The organism is Psychrobacter sp. UBA3483, assembly GCF_002377905.1.
Lineage (GTDB): Bacteria > Pseudomonadota > Gammaproteobacteria > Pseudomonadales > Moraxellaceae > Psychrobacter.
The window spans coordinates 23,743-48,312 of the sequence record NZ_DFQS01000021.1; the positions used below are offsets into that span (position 1 = coordinate 23,743).

The following is a 24,570-nucleotide window of genomic DNA, read 5'->3' on the forward strand; positions in this document are numbered from 1 at the left end:
GCATCATAATCATGAACTATAACAGTGAACCATAATAGTCCATCAATTATGATTAACGCTCATTAAAGCAGCTTATCATTGACCAAACAAGTGTAATTCAAACGTCTAGCATATTTTATAAGCCATTTTTAAAACGATTATAAGCTTTAATTATGAGCATCAGTTATGAATTTCAATTATGTTAGCGCGTCTGCTGTTCTGTCACCACTTGTTCGCTCGTTTTGCCAAAGCGGCGTTGACGTTGGGCGAATTCGGCTATCATCGTAGCCAACTCTGCTACTTTAAAGTCCGGCCATAGTGTTTGGGTAAAGAACAATTCAGCATAGGCAGATTGCCACAATAAGAAGTTCGACAGACGGTATTCGCCGCCCGTGCGTATCAACATATCGACTGCTGGCGCATCTGCTAATTGTACATATTCACCAAGCATCTCTTTATTAACGTCTTCTGCGCGCAACTTGCCTGCCTCTACTTGCTGCGCCAACTGCTTAGCAGCATGGGCAATATCCCACTGACCACCGTAGCTAATAGCGATTACCAAGGTCATCGCTTCAAAGTCAGCGGTTTTTGTCTCCGCATCTACCATCAATGCTTGCAAATCTTCACTAAGCTGACTGCGATCACCAATAAAGCGCAAGCGAATGCGATATTTTTGCATGCGCGGTAATTGCTCATTAATCGTTAAGCTCAGCAAATGCATCAATAATGCCACCTCGCTCGGTGGACGTTGCCAATTCTCACTAGAAAAGGCGAAAACGGTTAGCACTTCAATGCCCGTGCTAACGCAATATTCGACAATAGGGTCTAGCGCATCTTTGCCAGCGATATGCCCCTGACCTTTGCCTAAATGATTGATTTTACCGTAACGATTATTGCCATCCATAATGACGGCGATATGCCGCGGGAGAAGAGCGGGAGTTGAAGCATCTGAAATAAACATAGGCTGACTTGCTTGTGGTTTGGGTAAAGTAATGTGACGCGCGTTATCGCCTGTTAAGAAAAATATTGCACATTTAGCAAATGACTTATGAAAAACCTAAACTCAGCAGAAAACGCTTTCATAAAGAGTTTTTAACAAAACAATTACTTAAGAATGGCTTAATTTCTTATACGGCAATAAACAGTCAGTATTTATTTAACACTGACTGTTTTTAGAGAAAAGATAATGCTAAGGTGCCGTTTTTAATCAAAGAAAAAAGACGGTTGCCTATCGCCTATACTTCCATCAAGTCGCTTTCTTTTTTGCTCAAGCGGCTATCAATGGTTTCAATATATTTGTCAGTGATTTTTTGGATATCATCACTGGCGCGGCGCTCGTCATCTTCTGAGATTTCTTTTTCTTTTGCCAACTCCTTGATGTCATTCATCATATCGCGGCGGATATTACGGATAGACACGCGGCTATTTTCTGCTTCACTGCGCGCAAGTTTTTGCATATCGCGGCGTGTGTCTTCGGTCAACGCTGGCATCGGTACACGAATGACGTCAGCGGTCATCGGGTTTAAGCCCAAATCTGCTTCGCGAATGGCTTTATCAATCGCTTGCACCATGCTACGCTCAAATGGCTGTACCAGTAAGGTGCGTGAGTCTTCGACGTTGACGCTGGCAACTTGATTCAATGGCGTATCGGCGCCGTAGTAGCTAACCATCACGCCAGATAGCATACCTGGGTGCGCGCGACCAGTACGTACTTTGCTAAAAGTCGTCTCAAGCGCTTCTAAGGTTTTTTGCATGCGTGCTTCGCCGTCTTGCTTAATCTCTTTAATCATCATGTATCCTTATTTATCGCTATCGATAAATCATTCATTATTGTTAGGTATAAAGCTGTTAGGTATAAATCTTATTCAAAGATTGATGCTCATCACATCAGTGATTTCATGCTCATATAAATGATAAAGCCTACTACGCTTAAGCTTAATGATAAACGCGCGTGCCTTCATTTTCGCCCATGATGACGTTTAATAAAGCGTTAGGCTTGGTCATATCAAATACTTGTAGTGGGACGTTGTGCTCACGGCATAAAGCGATTGCTGTTAAATCCATGACGCCAAGTTTTTGCTCGAGCACTTCATCAAAGGTTAAACCGTCATATTTTTTGGCATCGGCATGGAGGCTTGGGTCTTTATCGTAAACGCCATCTACTTTGGTCGCTTTTAAAATTAAGCCCGCCTCGATTTCGATACCACGCAGGCAAGCAGCAGTATCAGTAGTAAAGAAAGGATTACCCGTGCCCGCGACAAAAATACACACTTCGCCATTTTTAAGATAACGAATGGCATTACGGCTGCTATAGCTTTCAGTGACTTCGCCAATAGGCAATGCTGACATCAAACGCGTTTTAATATTACGGCGCTCAAGGGCATCACGCATGGCCAGACCATTCATCACAGTGGCAAGCATACCCATTTGGTCACCAGTGACACGGCCGACCAAGCCTTCTTGTTGCAACTGAGCGCCGCGATACAAGTTACCACCGCCGACGACGATACCGACTTGCACTCCAAGTCCGCGTAAGTGGGCGATAGACAAGCTCATCTTATCGAGCACTTCGGTATCAATCCCCATCTCTTTGCCACCAGCTAAGGCTTCACCAGAAAGTTTTAGCAAGATACGAGAGTAACGCGGGTTTTTGTCAGACATGAGGTCACCTTGTTAGCATGAAATTATAATTAAAATAAGCGATAAAACACAAATTGCATTGGACTTTAGCTTAACCTTTCAAACTATCCTAAATGGCATAATAGCGCCAAAAACGATGTCAAATAGGTAAAAAGCCAAATTGCGCTAATTGTAGCAAAAACTGCCCATGATTGGGCAACTTTCACTCGGTTATCGGTGTGGCTTTCTAACCTTTATAACTGGCAAACAAATCATATTCACTGGCGTCATCGATCGTGACGGTTAGGAATTGTCCAACTTTGACTTGCGCGGTGATATCATCGACGTAAACGTGACCGTCAATCTCAGGCGCATCAGCATAGCTACGGCAAATCGCGATGCCCTCTTCATCATCAATCTCATCGACCAATACTATTAAGGTTTTACCGACTTTCTCTTGCAGCTTTTGTGCCGAAATCTCTTGCTGTAGTGCCATCAAACGCTCATAGCGTTCTTGCTTAATGTCTTCAGGTACATGATTTGGCAAATCATTGGCAACCGCACCTTCGACTTCTGAATACGTAAAAGCACCAACGCGATCAAGGCGCGCCTCGACTAGCCAATCAAGCAAGCATTGAAAATCTTCTTCGGTTTCACCCGGGAAGCCGACGACGAAGGTTGAACGAATGACAATATCAGGGCAAATCTCACGCCATGCTTTGATACGCGCCAAGGTATTTTCGCTATGCGCCGGACGTTTCATCGCTTTTAAAATACTGTGACTAGCATGTTGGAATGGAATATCAAGATAAGGCAGCAGTTTTTTCTCACCCATCAGCTCAACCACTTTATCGACATGCGGATAAGGATAAACATAGTGCAGGCGCACCCAAATACCCAAATCATTTAACGCTTGGCATAAGTCATAAAATTTTGACTTTAGCGGCATGCCATTCCAAAAACTGGTTTTATATTTTAAGTCCAGCCCATAAGCAGAGGTATCTTGTGAGATAATCAGTAGTTCTTTGACGCCCGCGTTTTTTAGCGCCATTGCTTCATTCATCACGCTATCAATGGGACGCGAAACCAAATCGCCACGCAAACTTGGGATGATGCAAAAAGTACAACGATGGTTGCAGCCTTCTGATATTTTAAGGTACGCATAATGGCTTGGGGTCAATTTAATCCCCGCCTCATTAATCAAATCTATCTTTGGATCATAGTTGCTATCTATATAGCGCTTGGGTTTGGGCACATGTTGCGAGACGGCAGTAATCACCTCATCATAAGCATGCGCACCGGTGACCGATAGCACGGCTGGGTGCATGGCACGGATTTTATCGGCCTCTTTACCCAAGCAGCCGGTGACAATCACTTTGCCGTTTTTGCTAATCGCTTCACCGATGGCGTCTAAGGATTCTTGCACGGCCGACTCAATAAAACCGCAAGTATTAACCACGACCAAGTCTGCGCCTTCATAATCGCTGGCGACTTGATAGCCGTCACGACTAAGCTCGGTGATAATGCGCTCACTATCGACCAGCGCCTTTGGACAACCAAGCGATACAAAGCCAATCTTTGGCGCAGCGTTCACGGGCGCGTCAATCGTCGCTGAATTGGCTAACGTTACATCGCTACTTTGCTCAATACTACGGTTTTGATTGTGGTTGGCTTTATGGTGGTAAGGCTGGTTAGTGTTTGCTTGACTAACATCCGCCTGACTGCTTTCTCGCGCTATATTTGGCTTTGCAGGATTAAAAATAGTGGCAGTGTTTTTTGGCATAGAAGCTGATGAGGCAGAAGCTGACGATGTAGAAACTGATGAGGTGGTAACAGTCGTATTAAGCGACTCGGTAGAAGTGTTGGGCATGGCTGACCTTGCTAGAGATAAATTGGCTGTGCGCATTGTACGTTTTTTTTGTGATAATCGCCAGTTTTGCCGCGCTAGTGTGTTGATTTATGGTTAAATATTATCTTTCGTATCTTTTAATTTTAGGCATTTCCCATGACGGCTGATTTGAGCACTGCCAAACTGAACCCAGATTCGACGTTTATATTACAGCATTTATTTACCGCTATTTTATACGTTGATGACTCGCTGACCATTAGGTGGCTAAATGCTCAAGCGGAGCAGCTGCTTGCCATTAGCAGCGGACGTTTGCGAGGCCAGTCAATCTTGAGCCTACTTGCGCCCGATGAATTGACGTTAAAAGACAGTCTTATTAATAATAATCGAGAAGGAAAAACTTACTCTTTGACGGAGCGCTTTAGTCAAGCAAAACACTATCAACAGCCTTTTATCGATCATGATCACCTTATACATACCCAGCTTAACGGCGGACTGACATTATCCGTGGATTATAGCGTGACGCCTGTTAGCGATGAGCAGCAGCCTTATTTTATTATAGAGATGTGGGGCAAAGACCGGCAAAGTCGTATTTCAGAAGAACAGCGCCAGCAGCAGCAATATAGCGTCGCCCGTCATATGTTACGCTCGGTCGCCCATGAAATCAAAAATCCATTGGCAGGCATTCGCGGGGCGGCGCAATTATTACAGCGGCAATTCATTAAGTTTAATGAATTTTCTGCTATTGTGAATGAAAATTTGAATGTAGCGGATGAAAATGGCCTGAAAAAGAATGCTGCAAAGCTGCGGAGTTATACTGATATTATCATCTCAGAAACCGATCGTCTGACCCAGTTGATTGGGCAGCTTCTTGGCTCTCATCAATTGCCAAACTGGCAAACGCTCAATATCCATGAACCGCTAGAGCACGTTTTGGCCTTAATCATTCATCAATATCCAGACGTGATGCTACAACGTGATTATGATTTATCGTTACCCGAGTTATGTGCGGATAAAGATCAATTAATCCAAGTGTTTTTAAACCTGATGAATAATGCTTGCGAATCGATGACTGAGTTTGAGCAAACGCTGCAGCAAAAAGTTCCAACTATCTCTAGTCAACTATCATCAGCTATTGCGCAGAAACACTCTGATATTAATGATAACTATCAACCTAAGCTGCATATCCAAACGCGGGTTGTTTTTCAGCATACCATCGGTAGCTTGCAGCACAGACAAGTCTTGCAAATCACTATTACCGATAACGGCTCAGGGATAGACGACGCATTAATCGGTCAGATCTTTTTCCCGATGGTGACCATGCGCGCTGCTGGTACAGGTCTAGGTTTATCTATCGTCCAAGATATCATCAGCCGCCATCATGGTATGATTGACGTCAGCTCAAAGCAAGCCCAAGGTTTTAGCGGCCGTTTTAAAAGTCATTATCAGCGCAATCAAACCAGCTTTACCCTCTACCTGCCTTTTTCTCAGCCAAGCGCTGACCGTTAAGGCTACGATTTTTTATTTATTTTCCATTTTCTACCGCTTATCAGGCCAAACCCATGACTCAGTATAATGACAAAACGCACCCTACGAGCAATGAGCAAATTCCTATGGTCACTGTGGACAATAATCCTGCTGCTACTCCCGCGACGTTATGGCTTATCGATGATGATGCGGCGCTGCGCTTGATCTTGGCAGATACCTTTGAAGAGGCAGGCTTAACGGTTATTAGCTTTACCCAAGCGCAAGCAGCGTGGACGCGCCTGAACGATATCTTGCAACAGCGTGTATCTGTCGACCAACTGCCAGATGTGATATTGACCGATATTCGTATGCCAATGATGGATGGTCTGTCCTTTAGTGATTGGGTGCATCAGCACTTCCCTACGCTACCGATTGTCATTATGACCGCCCATTCCGACCTGAGTTCTGCTATCAATAGCTATCAGACTGGTGCATTTGAATACCTGCCTAAGCCTTTTGACTTAGATGAGGCGGTCGCCACAATTTATAAGGCCATTAATTATCAGCCGGATTTAACAATAACAAATGATACAACTGAATATGCTCAAAAGACTGTCAAAAAAGCTAAAAAAGGAACCAAAACGACCACCGAACTTAAATCTAAAAGCCCAACAGATAGCGATATTAATAACAATCCGAGCGGTATCATCGGTCAATCACAAGCAATGCAAACGGTATTTCGCGCGATTGGACGCTTGGCACACTCTCCTATTACCGTTTTGATTACTGGTGAATCAGGCACAGGTAAAGAGCTGGTGGCAGGTGCGCTTCATGCCCATTCTCCAAGGGCTCAGCAACCTTTTATCGCGCTTAATATGGCCGCTATTCCGCATGATTTGATTGAGTCTGAATTGTTCGGTCACGAAAAAGGCGCTTTTACTGGCGCAACGACGACTCGGCAAGGTCGTTTTGAGCAAGCGGACGGCGGTACGCTATTTTTAGACGAAATTGGCGATATGCCGTATAGTACCCAAACGCGATTGCTGCGCGTATTGGCCAACGGTGAGTTTTTTCGCGTGGGCGGACAGCAACCGGTCAAAGTCAATGTACGCATCATTGCCGCTACCCACCAAAACTTAGAAGAATTGGTCAAACAAGGCAAATTTCGTGAAGATTTATTTTATCGCCTTAATGTGATTCGTATGCCCTTGCCGCCCTTACGGACGCGCCCTGAAGATATTCCTGCATTAGCAAACTACTTTATGCAGCGCGCCGCCAAGCAATTAAATAGCGCCGAAAAGCAGCTGCATCCCACCACGCTTCAGATGATGCAATCTTTTGCGTGGCGCGGTAATGTTCGTCAACTTGAAAACGTTTGCCTTTGGCTGACGGTAATGACCACGGGCGACACCGTTATGATTGAGGATTTACCGCCAGAGCTGCTAGACAATGCTGACCCTAATGTAGAGCAACAAAGCAATGCGGCATATCACGTGCATCAAAACTGTCAAAACAGTCAACTGACCCAAACGAATGATAAGCAAAGCTGGCAGCAAGCGTTGGCTATATGGGCGAAGCAGTCGCTGCAAACTGGCGAAACGGATATTTTACAAACCGCAACGCCCGAGTTTGAGCGTGTGTTGCTGCAAGCTGCTCTCAATCATAGCGGCGGTAAAAAAATAGCTGCCGCCCACTTACTGGGTTGGGGACGCAATACTTTGACCCGCAAATTACAGCAATTAGAGATGACAGCAGCAGAGAAAAATAATGATAATTAAAGCCATCAGTCGCTGAAATAAAAACCAGCAATATCAAATATTTATGAAATTTAGCAAAAATAGTTGTCAAATAATTAAAAAAAAATCGCAAATAGGGGTTGCCAAACCTTTGAAACTCTATATAATAGCCAACCACTGAGACGCACTACCGAATCAGTTAACTATCTCGATGGCATTTGAATTTAACTGCCTTTGATGATAGAGTAACGAAAATGGGGCTGTGGCGGAATTGGTAGACGCACCAGATTTAGGTTCTGGCGCCGCAAGGTGTGAGAGTTCGAGTCTCTCCAGCCCCACCATTTTCGGATAGTACATCTTAGACCAAATATTAAAACCTGCTTTTTAGCAGGTTTTTTTGTGTCTAGCATTTAGAATTTATCGTTGATAATTATAACCTTTTCAAATCCATCACGATTTCTTCCATACTTTGATAACGTTTTTCAATTCTCTTCGCCAACGCTTTATTGATGATACGTTGATAGCGCCTATACTCTAACGGCAATGTTGCAATTGGCTGTTGGCAATGCTGAGTCGCCCATTCTCTTAACGGCGCACCACTCGGATTATCAATCTTAAACGGTCGCTCGCCTGCCAATATTTCATACAGCATTATCCCAAACGCATAAATATCGCTTTGCAGCGTTGCGCCTTGCCCTTGCCAGCGTTCAGGGGCAAGGTAAGCGGGCGTGCCAGCATTATTTTCCGTACTATTTTTCTTATTTATTTGAGTAATACCATTATTAATGGGTTCTGCCAAAGCAAAATCAGCCAATAATAAATTAGGTACGATACCGCCAATATCTGCATGATTTGGCACGAAAGCATCTAGCAAAATATTACTCGGCTTAATATCGTTGTGTAGCCAACCTATGTGATGTAAGTCGGCAACAAGTTTTGTGGCTTGAACGATTAATTGCTGCTTTTGCTCGGCAGTCAGGCTTTGTTTTAAATAGCGCGCGACACTACCGTTGGCATAATTTGGCATAACAACAATGGTGAGTGTTTGACTGTTATTTAATACTTGTAGCTGTAAATGATGGGTGGCTAATAACGGCGGCGCGATAGAAGAAAATCTACCCTGATGGTTCGAGAGCTGATTGATAGATCTTAGAACGTCGGCCTCATAAGATAAAACAGATCCGTGTCGATGAGCATCTATACTTAATTGCCATTTCATCATGACCTCACCAAACTGGGGATGCTTGGCGCGTGTTAAACCTTGATATTCAAGCGCATTAGTGACACCCTGCTGACTGATACGCTGATGTGCTATCTTACTATACTGCAAGTCCAAGAATGCTATGGTCAATACAGGCAGAATTTGCTGCGCATCCGTTTGCAACGTTTGTTTTGCCAAGTCTTGCTTTGGCTTTGCTTGAATTGCAGCTTGATTACTGGCACTATTTTTCATAATAAGTGCTGCCTTGATGTATGTACTTGACAGATATAATAGGCAATCTGCCATTTTAATGATGATAAGCAACTAATATTATAAGCGACCCAGTATTATGCCCCAATCTACCACACCCGTTATGAATTATGCCCTACCCGACCATGTATTAAATTTACTTGAGCAGTATTTGCAAGAGCAGGTCACGCCAACTATCGAGATTGATCCTGCCCAGCTGGCTTATCGCTGGGTCGGTGGGCAGACTGGATATTTAGAGCCGTTGGCAGTGAATTTATTTTTAAGTTTAGATGACTTGCATGGTATCGATACGCAAAAGGCAAAACTGGTACAAAACACGCGCCAGTTTCTAAAGGGCTATCCTGCCAATCACGTCTTGATGACAGGCACACGCGGCGCTGGCAAGTCATCGCTGATTAGGGCACTGCTACAAGCCTATCATAGCGAAGGGCTACGTATTATCGAAATCGCTCGTGATGACCTGCAGATGCTTGATAAGATACGCGCTGCGATTAATGCGCTGCCAGCGGATTGTGGTTGCCATTATGTAGTGTACTGTGATGACTTGGCATTTAACGGTCAAGATGAGAGTTACCGGACGCTGAAAAGTGTGTTGGACGGCGCGCTAGACTCCGAGCAAGATAAGCTACTCGTCTATGCCACCAGTAACCGCCGTCATCTTTTGCCGCAGCTGATGAAAGACAATGTCAATATTTATAACGGTCAGACTGACGAGGTCAACCCTTATGAAACCATTGACGAGACGGTATCGTTATCTGATCGCTTCGGCTTATGGTTGTCCTTTCATCCAATGGATCAAAACACGTATTTACACATCGTGCGCCATTATTTATCGCTTTCGCCAAATCACAATCTGCATAATGCGAATGACGTTAAAGAAAGTGATGTTAATAAAGTTAATGTTGCAACAGCCAATAATGCGCTACCTGATAATATAAGAGCAGCAGCATTACGCTGGGCATCAGAGCGCGGTGGACGTTCAGGACGAGTGGCGTATCAGTTTAGCCGCTACTGGATAGGACAAATGCAATTAGCAGCTGAGGACAATCTATCTTAAATATTGATCACAAGTCATTAATGATGGTCGCGTGCAGAGCCTAGATACTGTACGCGGCTCTCCTCTTCTGCGCTTACTAAGTCAGCTGTGCCATTCACCATATATTGATCAAAGTCAGCGGCTAACCATAGATTGCCTTGATAAGCACTTTGGGCATCTAAGCGGATATGCGCCATATTGGGCGTATCACTATGAGGGTTTTCAAAGCTTTGATAACGTGCGCTAAAATGGGTCAAAATTAAATTTTTAACGCTGTTTTCTTGGGCAAATTGACCAACCGATTGCGCGCTACTGTGCATCGGATCAAAGTCTGGGTTTTTTGCCTGAATCTTATTTAACACCTCATGAGTATAAGTGGCTTCGTGTACCAATAAATCGGCATCGACTACCGCAGCACTTAGGCACTCTGGCGTATCGTTATCGCCCGCCACCATAACCTTTGTGCGCTGACTGTTATTATCGACGTAATCGGCTGAATAAAGTGTGCGACCATCCTCGGCTGTGACATCTTTGCCTTGCTGCAGCTTGCCCCACAGCGCGCTTGCTGGAATACCATCGGCTGTCAATTTATCAGTATTCAGCGCACGGCGGCTGATAGTTTGGGTGATGGCAAAGCCATAAGAGGCCACGCGATGCGATAAAGGATAAATACCTATCGTCAGCTGATGCTGATTGTCTAGTGTAATCGTTACTTGAGTTTTATTTCCCTCATCTGATTCAGAGAGCAAATCTTCTATCGCCATAAAGTTAATAACAAATGGAAAATATAGCTCTGTCGTCAAAGTTACCGCTTCAAGCAACGTGGCGATTGCTTTTGGCGCAACGATGATTAACGGCTCACGGCGACCTGACATTGCTGTACTCGCAAGCAACCCTGGCAGACCATAACAATGGTCGCCATGCACATGAGTGATGCAAATTGCTTGGAGCTGATGTAAAGATAACTTAGTATGTAAGAGCTGCTGCTGGGTGCCTTCGCCGCAGTCAACCAACACCCAAGGCCGCGATTTTTTAGATTGAGTCGTGTTTTTTGGGTTTGACACATAAGGGTTAAGGGATTCGACAGCTAATGCGGTGACGTTACGCTGCTTGGTCGGCACGCCCGCTGAGGTGCCCAAAAAGGTAAGCTTTAACATAGGCAAACTCTTTATCTAAATACTTTTTTTATAGCGACGTTTTTATAGTGATGTTTTTATAAAGACGACTTTATAACGACTGGCATAGCATGGTCCTTTGACCTTCAATCATTTTACCGCCATTAGCCGTACATTCATTGACCATGTTGGACTCATAGGATTTCCAGCCACCATAAAAGCTTGCTAGGCATAGCAATACTACCAGCAGCTTTTGTGACCACGCTTTGATAGAAGCTTGCTGGTTATTGCTATGACCTTCAGCCGTATTAATGGGTTGTCCGGTAACCGCACCAGTATCCGTCTTCTGGTTGTTCGTTTTATTTAAGTCTGTCATTTTTTTACCCTAAAAAAGGTTTTGTCTATAAATAAACAAAACCTTTATTTTAATATGAATTCAGTCATTTATTAATGATTAAGTGTGCTGCATCTAAAATTTTAAACGCCCGCCTTTTTCTTCTGCGCGCTTAAAGGCATCGCGCTCTTCACAGCGTTTTAGCCAGTTTAAGATATTGGCGTATTTACTGCTATCTAAACCTGCTCCCGCATTGGCACCGACGACCGCAAGATGCATCTGAATATCAGCGGCACTGAATTCGCTACCGGCAAACCAATGATTGTCTTGCAAGTGCTGCTCCATCATGGTCAGCATCGTATCCAAACTTTTGCTAATCATGCTTTTTTCGACTTGATTGCGAATGCTTTTGCTCACAGGTTTGATCAGCATCGGCGATTGCTCAACCACTTTGCTAAAGACCAGACGCATGACCAATGGCGGCATAAGCGACGCTTCTGCAAAATGTAGCCAAAAAGTATAAGCATCCCACGCCGCCTCATTATCATCAGCAGGTTTGAATTGGCGTTCTTTATCATAATGCTTAATCAAGTACTCAATGATAAATCCCGACTCGACGAGCGCACGGTCGTTTACCTCTAATATGGGCGCATGACCGAGCGGATGTACTTGTTTTAAACTGTCTGGGGCGCGGTAAGCCTTGTTGCGCTCGTAGCAGGTCAATTTATAATCGAGTCCAAGCTCTTCTAATAGCCATAAAATACGAAACGAGCGTGAATTTGCTAAATGATGAAGATGTAACATAAACCATCCTAGTTATAATATGAATAAGCGATAATCTTAAATAAGACCTATATTAATAGGCAACGCCTGCCCTCAGACTTCATTTTTGTAACTCGTCAAGTATCATTGAGCAAGGCAACCTTATTGTCGATAATAGCGCAATTAAGGTTTCTTTAATACAGAAACTATGTAGAGTAATAAGGAGAAATGATGCCTGCTAAGTTTAATTTAGTTTCTTTGTAAGACAACCTTACTTGGCATGTAGTTCTTCGATTTTGCGCGTCATCTTGTCTATTTTTTGCTGATATTTTCTGATTTTACGAAAGCGATGCGCAATCAAAACCCCTTTGATACGGCGATTTTTTAGGCGGCGGCGCGGCGGGAAGCTACCGACTTGTGGCTCATTGTACGCTTGCAGGCGGTCATGACGCTTACGTGCCAAATAGCCAAGCGCACTATCAGCAATCATAATCAGCAGCGCGATGACAATCATGCCATACATAAACAGCGAGCCGCCGTCATTGATACTTTGGTGCAAAATGGTGATGGAAAATATAAATAAAAATATTGGTTCAAGGTAGCATAAAGTACCAAATAGCGACACGGGTAGCTTTTGGCTGGCAACCATGGTCAGCGCCATCGCCGCCGTACTAATAATACCGAGTAGCGGCAATAGATACCAAAACTTATCGGTCGTGAACGCCAGCTCAAAACCGCCGCTTAAGTATAATATCACCAACACTACCGGCGTTAATAATACCAAATCCGAGATAAGTCCGGTGATAGGTGGTACGGCAAGCTTACGCCGCAACAGATAATAAGGCGGATAACCCAGACAGACAAATAAAGTCGCCCAAGAAATAGCGCCATATTGCCACACATCATAGCCAATACCGAGCGCCGCACAAATGGTCGCAAGCCACTGCAGCAAGCTCATGTCTTCATTATAAAAAAAGCGCCCCACGACAATCATAATCATCGGGTATAAAAAGTAACCCAAGGTCACCTCTAAACCTAAATCATTGACCGGCGCCCACATAAATATCCAGATTTGCGCACCCAAAATCGGCGTAGGAATAATAAATAAAAACCACTCTTTTGCCGTCTTTAAGGTTTTTAGATAATCAAAAATATGCTGCCACTGTTTCAGCACACTGACCAGTAGCACCAAACTGAGTAGCATCATCAGTACGCGCCAAGCAGCGACTTGCGTCCCTGATAAAGGCTGCATCAACAGACCAAATAAAAACAACCCTGCATATAAAAAATTTGCGGCGACTGCAACGATGGTGCCCTGCGACGTCTGATTGGTGAGGAGCATAACAACTGCCTTTAAAAATAAGCGCACGTCCTTGGCAATTTTGAAAAAAAACAAAAGCCTCAGACGCGAACGTCGGAGGCCTTTTGTCTATCAGCTCTATTGTTGATAGAAATTTTTATCTATCCTGTCACTAAATAAAATTAAGATAAACGCTTGTGTATCTCATGCTCAGCATTATGTCAAAGTCGGCATAGATACGCAATACATTGGCTTAACCCGTCTGTTCATTTAAAAATCAGGTTTATTCATTTGACATACATGTGAGGCTTTATTTGCTATCAAGCTGCTCGATTTTACGCTGTATGCTATCGAGTTTCCTTTGATAACGACGCATCTTACGGAAACGATGCGCAGCTAACACCCCGTCGATACGGTAATTTATCAAGCGGCGACGCGGCGGAAAACCGCCCACTTGTGGCTCGCGGTAGCCATGCAAATGGTTGTCGCGGCGGCGGCGAAGATAACCCATGACACTATCAGCAATCATGATAAATAGCGCCAGCGTAATCATGCCGTACATAAATAACGAGCCGCCTTCATCAATGCTTTGGCTTAATACGGTAATAGATAACACAAATAACAGCATCGGCTCTATATAGCTTAGCGCACCAAATAACGAGACGGGTAATTTACTACTCGCAATCATAGTCAGTGACATCGCAAGCGCACTAAACGCGCCAAGCAGCGGTAATAAATACCAAAACTTCATGTTTTGTGCCGCTACGCTAAAGCCGCCACTGCTATATAGCATAATAAGTACCACCGGCGTCAGCAGGGTCAAATCTGACAATAAGCCGGTAATCGGAGGTACAGCAAGCTTACGCCGCAGCAGATAATAAGGTGGATAACCCAAGCATACAAACAAGGTTACCCAAGATATGGTGCCATATTGTAAGATGTCATGACCGATACCTAAAGCGGCCAGCAGTGCCGCTAGCCATTGTAGCGCGCTCATATGCTCATGGTAAAAAAAGCGCCCCAGTATGATCATCACTAGCGGCAATAAAAAATAACCCAAAGTGACATCAAGGCCAAAGCCATTGACCGGTGCCCACATAAATAGCCAAATTTGCCCACCCAAAATCGGTGTTGGCAAGATAAATATCAGCCATTCCTTTGGTGTTTTTAAGGTTTTTAGATAATCAAAGACATGTTGCCATTGCTTAGTAAAACTGACCAATATAAGCAAACTCAACAGCATCATCAATATGCGCCATGATGCTACCTGCGTCCCTGACAATGGCAGCATAAATAACCCAAACAAAAACATCATCGAGAATAAAAAACTCGATGATATTGCTGCCAAGGTTCCCTGAAAAGTTTGATTGGTCGTAAGCATAACAACGGCCTTAGAAAATAGAGCTTAATAGATATTATTTATCATAAGTTTATAGAAACTAAGTATGGAAAGTTAAAAGCTAAAAAACACGCTGTAAGAATAAGAACACTCAGAAAAAAGCCTCCAACGATGACGTCAGAGGCTTGTTCTAGAGCAGTATTACTCACTAAACTAAAAAGCTAACAACTGAAGTAGTTATTCGTCATCGTCGGTATTTTCATCAGCTACATCATTCGACCTTTCATCATCTAACGTGTAATCATTGGCAATATCAACAACATCATTGACGTCAGTCGTCGTATGCCCCATTTCGGCATCAATATCGATTTGTTCTTGACCCTCTACGGCAAAAGTGCCATCTTCTTTCATCGCCTCGACCAATTCATCGTCGCCCTCTTCATTCTCAACGCGCGCCATCGCCACCAGTTTTTCATCTTTTGACAGACGAATCAAGGTAACGCCTTGGGTATTACGACCCGAGCTTGCCACTTGTTCTACCGGTGTACGAACCAAAGTACCTTTATCAGAGATTAAGATAATATCGTCTTCAGGCTCAACCTTGGTCGCCCGAACCAATGCGCCATTACGGGCGCTGGTCTTGATAGCAATGACACCGCCACCACCGCGATTTTGGGTATTGAACTCTTCGACAAAGGTACGTTTACCAAAGCCATTTTCACAAGCTATAAGGATTTCGCGCACATCATCTTCGATAACCACCAGAGATTTGATAAATTCATCGGCTGCCAGACGCATACCGCGCACACCTTTAGCGGTACGCCCCATCACGCGCGCATCGTTTTCATCAAAACGAATGGCTTTACCACTTGAAGCAAATAGCATGACCTCTTGGCTACCGCTCGTGATACGCGCGCTCACCAACTTATCACCGTCTTCTAAACCAACGGCAATTAAGCCATTTGAGCGAATATTGGCAAATTGCTTAAGCTCGACACGCTTCACTGTACCATTGGCAGTTGCAAAGAATACGAAAGGTGGTTCTGCTTGCGTGCTGTCCTCTAAATTATTATCTTCTGATAAGCTGTCATCGCTGTCTATTAGATTGCCATTTAAAGACGTTTCATCTTTTACCGATAACTCTTCTACTATTTTTGGAATAGGCAAGATGGTTGTAACGGTTTCATCAGGATTTAGACCAATTAAATTTACTAATGGACGACCACGCGAACCGCGGCTGGCAATCGGCACTTCAAAACCACGTAAGCTAAAGACGCGACCGGTATCCGTAAAGCAAAGTACAGTGGCATGCGTTGAGGTCACGACTAAATGATCAATCACATCGTCTTCTTTCATCGCAGTAGCTGACTTGCCTTTACCGCCACGTTTTTGCGCGACATAATCGTCAATCGGCTGTGTTTTTGCATAACCGGTACGAGACACTGTCATCACAACGGTTTGCTCTGGGATCAGATCTTCACGGTTAAAGTCCATGCGTGAATCGATGATATCGGTACGGCGTTCATCACCGAAGTTTTCACGAATCTCAATCATCTCGTTTGAGATAATGGTCATTAATTTATCAAAATCACCCAAAATAGACTCTAAATGAGCAATTTCACGTAGCAGATCTTGATATTCTTCGGTCAATTTATCTTGCTCAAGACCCGTCAGACGATGCAGCTGCATGTCTAAAATAGCATTGACCTGCTCAAGCGATAAGCGATAGCTTTCTTGATTATCGATCAGACCAAACGGCGCTTTTGGATCTTCGCCTTCAATAAAGTCTGGACGTACCGACTGGCTACCTGCCGCCGTTAGCATCGCAACGACGCTGCCTGAACCCCACGTATTATTCAGTAAGTTTTCACGCGCAAGGCCACGGTTTGCAGAAGCCTTAATCGTCGCAATAATCTCATCAATGTTGGCTAGGGCAACGGTTAAGCCCTCGAGTAGGTGACCGCGGACGCGGGCTTTATTTAGCTCAAAAATAGTACGACGCGTCACCACTTCTTGGCGATGGCGGACAAAAGCGGCAATTAGCTGACGCAAAGTCAACAGCTTTGGTTGACCGTTATCGAGCGCCACCATATTGATACTAAAGCTAGATTCGAGCGGCGTTTGCAAGAACAAGTTATTAACAATCACTTCTGCCGTTTCACCGCGGCGCAAATCGATGGCGATACGCATACCGTCTTTATCAGACTCATCACGAATCTCAGTAATGCCTTCGATTTTTTTATCACGTACCAGCTCAGCGATACGCTCAATCAACTTGGCTTTATTGGTCTGATAAGGCACTTCGGTAAAGACAATGCGCTCACGGTCACGGTTGACGCCCGTGTCGCTCATCGGCTCAATGATATAGCGACCGCGTACATGCAAGCGGCCTTTACCCGTGCGATAAGCGTCTAAAATACCCGCACGACCATAAATAACACCGCCTGTAGGGAAGTCAGGACCTGAAATATGCGACATCAACTCTTCGGCAGATATTTGCGGGTTTTGCGCATATGCTAAGCAGGCATTAATCACCTCTGTCAGGTTGTGCGGTGCCATATTGGTCGCCATACCAACTGCAATACCGGTTGCACCGTTGACTAATAAGTTTGGAATACGCGCAGGCAAGACGCTTGGCATACGCTCAGAGCCATCGTAGTTGTCTTCCCAATCGACCGTATCTTTATCCAAATCCGCTAGCATTTGGTGGGTCAGCTTGGTCATACGCACTTCAGTATAACGCATCGCCGCCGGTGGATCATCATCAATCGAGCCAAAGTTACCTTGACCGTCAACCATCGGATAACGCAAACTAAAGTCCTGCGCCATCCGTACAATCGCATCATAGACCGCACTATCACCATGCGGGTGATATTTACCGATGACATCACCGACCACACGTGCTGATTTCTTATACGGTTTGTTATAATCATTAGACAATACATGCATCGCATACATCACACGGCGATGCACTGGCTTAAACCCATCACGCACATCAGGCAGCGCGCGCGAGACGATCACGCTCATCGCATAATCCAGATAGGACTGCTTTAATTCATCCACGATGGCAATAGGACTGATCGAGTCGCTCATATACACTCCTTTATTTACATTCTTTTTCTAGTATTTAGCTCGATTGAAAAGACTGGGTAATCACACAAAAATAAAGGCGCTGAAAAGCGTCAATATCCATGATACATAGACTATAAAAAGCGTTATCAAACAGGCTAAATAATAGGAAAATGGCGATACGGTTTTTGTTAAAAATAACGTTTAATTAAAGAAGCTATTTTAACACATTTTTGTCGATTTAGGGGATTGTAGATGCTATTAAAATCAAGCAAAACAGCTGATTAGCGCTCGTTTTTATCTCTAGTAATAAGGATAAAAACGACTTTAATAATTGAGCATTGTCTTTGCCGTTTTTAAAGGCTATTTCATAAAAAAAACTGTATCCAAAGGACACAGTTTTTTCGCCAGTAATATTAAAACTGTTTATATCTTTAACGATAAAGCAGTTTAAACAGGTTTGAATTCCTGATTAAAGAACTCACGCGTAGCCTGAGTACAAGCCGGACTGACTAGGCCACCATGATAATTGGTATAGAATGCCAGTAGCGCCGCGACGCCTCCGTTGGGGTCTGCATCGTCTTTGACTTTTTTCACGCTGTTACCAAAGTTGGTTTGTACTTTTTTGACTACATCGTTGACTTTCCAAGGGTTCATTGATGCTTGCCCAATGATAGTCAACGTTTGATAATCTGGGCGATCTGCTTCGTTGTCTTTATCCACATCCAAAACCGTAATATTAAGTTTCTTAGCAGGGTTTTTAGCCACTTCTGCCTGTATGAGTTTTACCATCGAGCCGGTATTGGTATCGAAATAAACCGTTGGGTCTTGGTTGCCGCCACAAATAAACGTCGGCATCGTAGGCACGTAACCCCGTAAATCATTATCTTTTAATGCTTTACGCAGATTGTTCTCAGGATTTGCTGCTGTCCGTCCGTCACCATTATCAGCCCATAGACCATCAGGATTTTTTTGCGTATCTGCCACATAAGCCGCGCGGAAATCCGTTTTAATCAAATAATCGGTATCATCGTAGCCACCCAAGATAGAAAACAGCTTACCTGGTGATAGACCCGCCAGCCTTGGGTCACTAGGATTCTTTTGGAATAAAGCATTATTGGGCAGTTTACCCGCTTTGACCAACTCACCAAACGCGGTATTACTAGGCAACTGCGCGTCGGCATATTTATCTAAGAAAATATCTGATTTTTTATTGTAGATATTGCCGTATTTTGCCTGCAAACCAATACCGAGCAGTGGGGCAAAGCGCGATGCACCAATATTGACATTACCTCTAAAGATTTCATCACCAAAAGCTGCCAACGCATAAGGGCCCGATGATGGTGCAATCGCCGTCACTGGTTTCTTTTGCGCTTCTAATAATCTTGCGGTTGCCATAGTGACATAACCACCTTGCGAGTAACCGGCGATAAACAGCTTACCTGAGTCATCAACTTTGCTGTAATTGGCATCATTGGTGCGTTTTTTGCGTTCGATAATGTTACGCGCGCTGTCTAGCGCATCAACCATGTCGGTTGACTGCTGCTGGGCTACCAAATAAGGATGGTAGTCAAGCTTCGACTCATCGTAACCTGCATAGTTAGGTACAACGACGATATAACCTTGAGCGGCAAAGTTCGCGGCAATTAAGTTTGCCTCTCCTACCGCAGGGTTTTTGACATTGCCTACTTGCGCAAAATCATAGCCTTTATCCGTTGTCGTACCATGCGCGTATAATAATACTGGACGATCGCCTTGACAGTCGGCGCTGTCTCCACTTGGCAGCATCAGCGCAGCGGTCGCATTAGTACGCTCGCCTGCTGCGTCTACTGTCCGATAGCTTACTTTCTCAATTTTAATATCACATTTAGCGGTTGGGGTGGCAGTAGTATTGAGGCCAAACTGAGTATTTATTTGAGTGGCAGTGAATGAGCTGATAGTTTTGACAGTTGTAGTATCAGAAACAATTCTTTCATTATCGTCATCGTTACAACCAACAAGTAATAAGCTACTGGCAATCGCTAGCGATAATATACCGCGCGTCATGATGGGTTTGTTTATAATAGAGGTATTGGATAAGACCATGATTGCTATCCTTAGCAGTAATAATGCAAAAAATTGCCTAAACTCCTTGGCAAGGGATAAATGCAGTTTTATTGAAATAATTTAATAAAAATTATGGCTGCAATCCTACTATTTATACGCTAAAACCCTATTAAAATCCAATAAAAAAATTACGAAAAACCATTTCAAATACCTTAGATAAAATAGAGTACGTAATGAAACAAAAAGAGAGCCAAGCGAGCAGTCCATCCATTAAGCAAGCAACTAACAAGACAAGCAAACAAGCCGTCACAGCGCCCATTGACCAACCTGATACGCGCACAGACCGCAGCTTTGATGCCATTGCCGACCACTTTGAAAAAAAGGTTTACGGCGGCTTAAAGGGTGATATTCGTTTGGCCGTATTGCGCCGTGATATTTTTATCTATTGCACGCAGATGAGCCAAATGCTTGGGCGACCGTTACGTATTCTAGATGTAGGCGCAGGGCTGGCGCAAATCGCTATTGAGCTTGCTATCCAAGGTCATACGTTGGTGATCAATGATATTTCAGCCAATATGCTGGGGAAAGCGCAAGCAAACGCTGAATGCGTCGAAAAGGATTTGGATATTAAATGGTATGTTTGTCCGTATCAGGAGCTGCCAGAAAAATTAGGTACAGAAAAGCATGAAAAATTTGATTTAATTATGTGTCATGCGCTGCTTGAATGGTTGGCAGAACCGGTCGCGGTGATGGATTTTTTCGATAAGCACTTAACTGAACATGGCGCGCTATCGCTGTGCTTTTATAATCCGGCGAGTTTTGATTATCGCAATCTTATTATGGGTAATTTCAACTTATTAGATAACACCGAGTATAAAGCGGACAATAAAAAAAGCCTCACTCCCAATCATCCGGTCGCTAAAGAAGAAGTAGAATCGTGGCTAAAGGCGCATGAGTATCAAACCATACTTGCCAGTGGCTTGCGGGTATTTCATGATTATGCGCCGCTCAAACGTGGCGGTCATAATGACCCTGATGCAGTCATACGCATGGAGCTACGCTACTCACAACTCGATCCGTATAAATGGCTGGGACGTTATCTGCATATATTAGCAACGCGCCAAGCTTAACGTCTTCGTTAAACTTAAAAAGTATTGCCAAGCTTAAAACTGCTAACTATCTGATTTCTTCCACGCGCTCGGATCTATCGTACTCTGACCAAGTGGTGGCATTGATGTCTTTTTCATCAAACACCACCACATGCTCTAAGATAGGCAAGATACCAATTTGCGAGCCAATCTCATGGTTATGATGACTGGCAACTAACGACAGTACGGTTTGACCGTCAGACAGTTGCAAGCGATATAGATAGTTTGCCCCGCGGAATACACGTCCGACGACCAAGGCCGTTTGCGCACTTTCATCGTCATGGACGATATCATCAGGACGTACCAATACTTTAATCGGTGTGCCGTTTGGATAGTCGTACTCGCAATACAGCGGCTGCCCTGATTCATCATAGACTTCCATGCGCCGGTAAATATCACCAAGCGCGGTTTCGACATGACCTTCTTTGATGATGCCGTCTATCATTGCCCCCTCGCCGACAAACTCAGCGACAAACGGGCTGACTGGCTCATGATATAGCTCACTTGGCGTCGCCCACTGGACCAATTTACCTTTATCCATAACCCCGACTTTATCCGCTAAAGCAAAGGCTTCGTTTTGATCATGGGTGACCAAAATAGCGGTGGTATTGGTACGTTTAAGGATATCACGAACATTCATCGCCAGTGACTCACGTAGCACTACATCTAAGTTAGAAAACGGTTCATCAAGTAGCAAGAGTTTAGGCTTTGGTGCCAATGCGCGGGCTAATGCCACCCGCTGCTGCTGACCACCCGATAGCTCACTAGGACGTTTATCGGCATGTTCCGTCAATTCGACAAGTGCTAGCATTTCTTTAATACGCGCTTTTTTATCGGCCGCTGACCATTTATTAAGACCGAAAGCGATATTTTTTGCCACGCTTAAATGGCCAAATAACGCATAATCTTGAAAGACCATGCCCATACCGCGCTTTGCTGGCGCGACCGCAAATTTGGTGCGCGTTGTCTGCTCGGTGAGACGCTGATTGTTTAAGAAAATTTTACCGCCACGACTCTGCTCCAACCCAGCAATTGCCCTTAACGCCGTGGTTTTACCGCAACCGCTATAACCTAAAAAACAGCCAATTTCACCTTGCTTTAAATCTAGCGATAAGCCATTAACAATAATCGTATCGTCATAGCCAACGATTAACTCTTGTACGCTAAAATAAGCGCTCCTGTTGTTACTAAAGGCGTTAATCGTATCATTATCTTGCAAATGGCTTTGTTCTGCTGCTTTTTGATTTAAGACAGTCTGATTTATAACGCTTTGACTTAAAGTGCTTTGATTTAAAGCATCTTGTGTTGATGCGCCTTGAGGTAAGCTTTTATCCACTTGCAGCTTTGCTACCTGAGCTTTGGTTAATAGCGTTGTCGGTGGTTTTTTCACATGCTCTGGTCTTGGCTTTCCGCTTATCTTCACGGATTTAGGCGCTGCTGGATTGGTTGAATCGTTCATCAAGTCAGTATACATAGACGGTACCAGTAAGCTATTAGTGAATAAAACCTTTCATTGACGCGGTTTTTAATATGGCTCTTTATTAATGTTGTTCTTTAATGAGAGACGCGCTTAACTTTGCTTATCGCTTTGACGCAGCAATATCCAAACAGGGATAAGACCAACCAGCACAATCAACAAACTGGGCAAGGCGGCGCGTCCCCACATGCCTTCGCTGGTCATCTCAAACACCCGTACTGCCAGCGTATCCCAGCCTTGTCGCCGCGTCATCAAGGTAATCGGCATCTCTTTCATGACTTCGACAAAGCCCATTAATAATCCAGTCAATACCCCGGGGCTAAGTACAGGCAGCATTACTTGCCGCCAACGCTGATACGGGCTATCACTGAGTAATTTCGCTGCCGCTTCTTGATTGACGGTCAAGCGCTGTAACTGACGGTCGACCGGCTGAAAGCTTACCGTCATAAAACGCGTCGACAAGGCCAGCAGCATCACAATCACACTACCGGATAAAAACTGTGTTGAAGTAATACCAAAAGCAATGAGCTGGTTATCAAGCCATGCAATCGGAATAAATATCCCAACCGCCAATACCGTACCCGGCACCACATAACCCAAGTTGGCTAAGGTAGTCATGAGTTTGGTCGATTTATCCGGATATTGACGCTTGACCCACGCAATAATAACCGCCAAAAATGCGATAAATATGGTAGTCATACTGGCAATCATAAGGCTATTGGTGACAAAATCAATATAACGCGCATCAAAGTCTTGCTGGAAATTTAAAGCGGTCCAATAAAGCAGCTGCAAAAATGGAATCAAAAACGCTATCAAAAACACCAGCATACAAAGTAGCGCCATGCCCCACTGCGCAGGTTTACTGGCTTCAAAGCGCTGACTACTACCCTGCGACACCGTATTACCGCGCTTGGCTTGCCAATATTGCTCAAACAAGACGACGATAAAAACCACGCCGATTAATAACGCGGCCAACTGCGCGGCAGTGGTTAGGCTAAAAAATCCAAACCATGCTTTATAAATTGCCGTGGTAAAAGTATCGACATTAAAGACCGATACTGCGCCAAAATCTGCCAGCGTCTCCATGCTAGCAAGCAGCAAACCACCAATAATCCACGGCAATGCTTGTGGTAATGCCAGCCGAAAAAACACCTTACTACGACTTAAGCCAAGCATTTGCCCCGCTTCAATCGCGCGCCTGCCTTGCGATAAAAACGCTTGGCGTGCCAGCAAATAGACATAAGGATAAAATGCCAACGACAATACCAAACCTGCGCCCCACACATTACGTACCGAGGGAATAGCGGTGGTAAAACCAAACTCCCTTAACGCCGTTTGCAGTGGTCCACTAAAGTCAACGATACCGACAGTGACGAATGCTAAAACATAAGCGGGCATCGCTAATGGCAGCATCAGCGCCCAGGCAAAAAACCGCTGTCCCGGGAAGCGGTACATACTGGTCACCCACGCAAGTGCTGTTCCGATAATGCCAGAAATCAGTGTCACCATCAGCAATAAAATGACGGTGTTTTTTAACACTTGCGGCAATACATATTGACGCATGTGCGTCCAAATATCAGCGACCGGCTGCGTCCATGATAATAGTACGATTAAAATCGGTACGAGCATAAACAACGAAATCAGTCCTAAGACTGATTTCGAGATAATACGTTTGCGGACGACATGGTCTTGACTGATAGACGGGCTATTATTGTCGTTATTAGCTTTATTGACAGTATTGTCTTGTTTAGCAGACGCTTCTGGCATTGTTATCATAAGTTGTTACCGTGTCATACGCATAATGACGCGATTAGATGCTAGATGAC

Annotated in this window: 19 protein-coding genes and 1 tRNA gene; 6 read left to right on the forward strand and 14 right to left on the reverse strand. The window is 44.3% G+C overall.

Going from position 1 to position 24,570, the window contains the following annotated elements; all coding sequences use genetic code 11:
• Nucleotides 1-181: 181 nt before the first annotated feature.
• From uppS to rimO, 4 genes are all read right to left on the reverse strand, one after another.
• On the reverse strand, nt 182-940 hold the full coding sequence (gene uppS, locus B2866_RS04005) for a polyprenyl diphosphate synthase (RefSeq protein ID WP_296190901.1): 759 nt from the start codon (nt 938-940) through the stop codon (nt 182-184).
• A 274-nt stretch (nt 941-1,214) separates the two neighbouring features.
• Entirely contained in the window at nt 1,215-1,769 is a 555-nt protein-coding gene (gene frr / locus B2866_RS04010) for a ribosome recycling factor (protein WP_068404574.1), read from the reverse strand.
• Between the two features lie 145 nt (nt 1,770-1,914).
• The gene (gene pyrH / locus B2866_RS04015) at nt 1,915-2,640 is read right to left on the reverse strand and encodes a UMP kinase (RefSeq protein WP_068404576.1); all 726 of its coding nucleotides are present in this window, start codon (nt 2,638-2,640) and stop codon (nt 1,915-1,917) included.
• A gap of 205 nt (nt 2,641-2,845) precedes the next feature.
• Entirely contained in the window at nt 2,846-4,381 is a 1,536-nt protein-coding gene (gene rimO / locus B2866_RS04020; RefSeq protein WP_296190905.1) for a 30S ribosomal protein S12 methylthiotransferase RimO, read from the reverse strand.
• Here rimO and B2866_RS04025 point away from each other — a divergent pair.
• From B2866_RS04025 to B2866_RS04040, 4 genes are all read left to right on the forward strand, one after another.
• Nucleotides 4,362-4,565 carry a hypothetical protein gene (locus B2866_RS04025; RefSeq protein WP_296190907.1) on the forward strand — a complete coding sequence of 68 codons (204 nt, stop codon included), beginning with the start codon at nt 4,362-4,364 and terminating at the stop codon, nt 4,563-4,565. The two genes, rimO and B2866_RS04025, sit on opposite strands and share 20 nt — an antisense overlap.
• Nucleotides 4,566-4,603: 38 nt before the next feature.
• Nucleotides 4,604-5,953, forward strand: coding sequence for a two-component system sensor histidine kinase NtrB (locus B2866_RS04030; protein WP_296190909.1), 1,350 nt, complete (start codon nt 4,604-4,606; stop codon nt 5,951-5,953).
• Nucleotides 5,954-6,006: 53 nt separating this feature from the next.
• Complete coding sequence (locus B2866_RS04035; protein WP_296190910.1) at nt 6,007-7,689, forward strand: sigma 54-interacting transcriptional regulator; 1,683 nt, start codon at nt 6,007-6,009, stop codon at nt 7,687-7,689.
• A gap of 214 nt (nt 7,690-7,903) precedes the next feature.
• Nucleotides 7,904-7,988 (forward strand) — tRNA-Leu (locus B2866_RS04040).
• Between the two features lie 89 nt (nt 7,989-8,077).
• On the opposite strand, the gene B2866_RS04045 is transcribed toward B2866_RS04040, so the two are convergent.
• Nucleotides 8,078-9,100 (reverse strand): protein kinase domain-containing protein, encoded by a 1,023-nt coding sequence (locus tag B2866_RS04045; RefSeq protein WP_296190913.1) that lies wholly within the window; start codon nt 9,098-9,100, stop codon nt 8,078-8,080.
• A 97-nt stretch (nt 9,101-9,197) separates the two neighbouring features.
• On the opposite strand from B2866_RS04045, the gene B2866_RS04050 reads away from it, so the two are divergent.
• Complete coding sequence (locus B2866_RS04050) at nt 9,198-10,175, forward strand: ATP-binding protein (RefSeq protein WP_296190915.1); 978 nt, start codon at nt 9,198-9,200, stop codon at nt 10,173-10,175.
• Nucleotides 10,176-10,192: 17 nt separating this feature from the next.
• Here B2866_RS04050 and B2866_RS04055 read toward each other — a convergent pair whose 3' ends face one another.
• From B2866_RS04055 to B2866_RS04085, 7 genes are all read right to left on the reverse strand, one after another.
• Nucleotides 10,193-11,311, reverse strand: coding sequence for an MBL fold metallo-hydrolase (locus B2866_RS04055; RefSeq protein ID WP_296190918.1), 1,119 nt, complete (start codon nt 11,309-11,311; stop codon nt 10,193-10,195).
• Between the two features lie 70 nt (nt 11,312-11,381).
• On the reverse strand, nt 11,382-11,645 hold the full coding sequence (locus B2866_RS04060) for a hypothetical protein (protein ID WP_296190920.1): 264 nt from the start codon (nt 11,643-11,645) through the stop codon (nt 11,382-11,384).
• A gap of 93 nt (nt 11,646-11,738) precedes the next feature.
• Complete coding sequence (locus B2866_RS04065; RefSeq protein ID WP_296190922.1) at nt 11,739-12,407, reverse strand: glutathione S-transferase; 669 nt, start codon at nt 12,405-12,407, stop codon at nt 11,739-11,741.
• A gap of 229 nt (nt 12,408-12,636) precedes the next feature.
• Nucleotides 12,637-13,707: an EamA family transporter RarD gene (gene rarD / locus B2866_RS04070; RefSeq protein WP_296190925.1), complete on the reverse strand. Its 1,071-nt coding sequence runs from the start codon at nt 13,705-13,707 to the stop codon at nt 12,637-12,639.
• Between the two features lie 268 nt (nt 13,708-13,975).
• On the reverse strand, nt 13,976-15,046 hold the full coding sequence (gene rarD, locus B2866_RS04075; protein ID WP_296190926.1) for an EamA family transporter RarD: 1,071 nt from the start codon (nt 15,044-15,046) through the stop codon (nt 13,976-13,978).
• Between the two features lie 195 nt (nt 15,047-15,241).
• Nucleotides 15,242-18,097: a DNA gyrase subunit A gene (gene gyrA, locus B2866_RS04080; protein WP_296190928.1), complete on the reverse strand. Its 2,856-nt coding sequence runs from the start codon at nt 18,095-18,097 to the stop codon at nt 15,242-15,244.
• A gap of 426 nt (nt 18,098-18,523) precedes the next feature.
• The gene (locus B2866_RS04085) at nt 18,524-20,158 is read right to left on the reverse strand and encodes an alpha/beta hydrolase family protein (protein WP_296190930.1); all 1,635 of its coding nucleotides are present in this window, start codon (nt 20,156-20,158) and stop codon (nt 18,524-18,526) included.
• Between the two features lie 194 nt (nt 20,159-20,352).
• Here B2866_RS04085 and B2866_RS04090 point away from each other — a divergent pair, with 194 nt between their 5' ends.
• Nucleotides 20,353-21,249, forward strand: coding sequence for a methyltransferase domain-containing protein (locus B2866_RS04090; protein WP_296190932.1), 897 nt, complete (start codon nt 20,353-20,355; stop codon nt 21,247-21,249).
• Nucleotides 21,250-21,295: 46 nt separating this feature from the next.
• On the opposite strand, the gene B2866_RS04095 is transcribed toward B2866_RS04090, so the two are convergent.
• Nucleotides 21,296-22,741, reverse strand: coding sequence for an ABC transporter ATP-binding protein (locus B2866_RS04095; RefSeq protein ID WP_296190934.1), 1,446 nt, complete (start codon nt 22,739-22,741; stop codon nt 21,296-21,298).
• 96 nt (nt 22,742-22,837) lie between these two features.
• On the reverse strand, nt 22,838-24,520 hold the full coding sequence (locus tag B2866_RS04100) for an ABC transporter permease (RefSeq protein ID WP_296190936.1): 1,683 nt from the start codon (nt 24,518-24,520) through the stop codon (nt 22,838-22,840).
• Nucleotides 24,521-24,570: the final 50 nt, after the last annotated feature.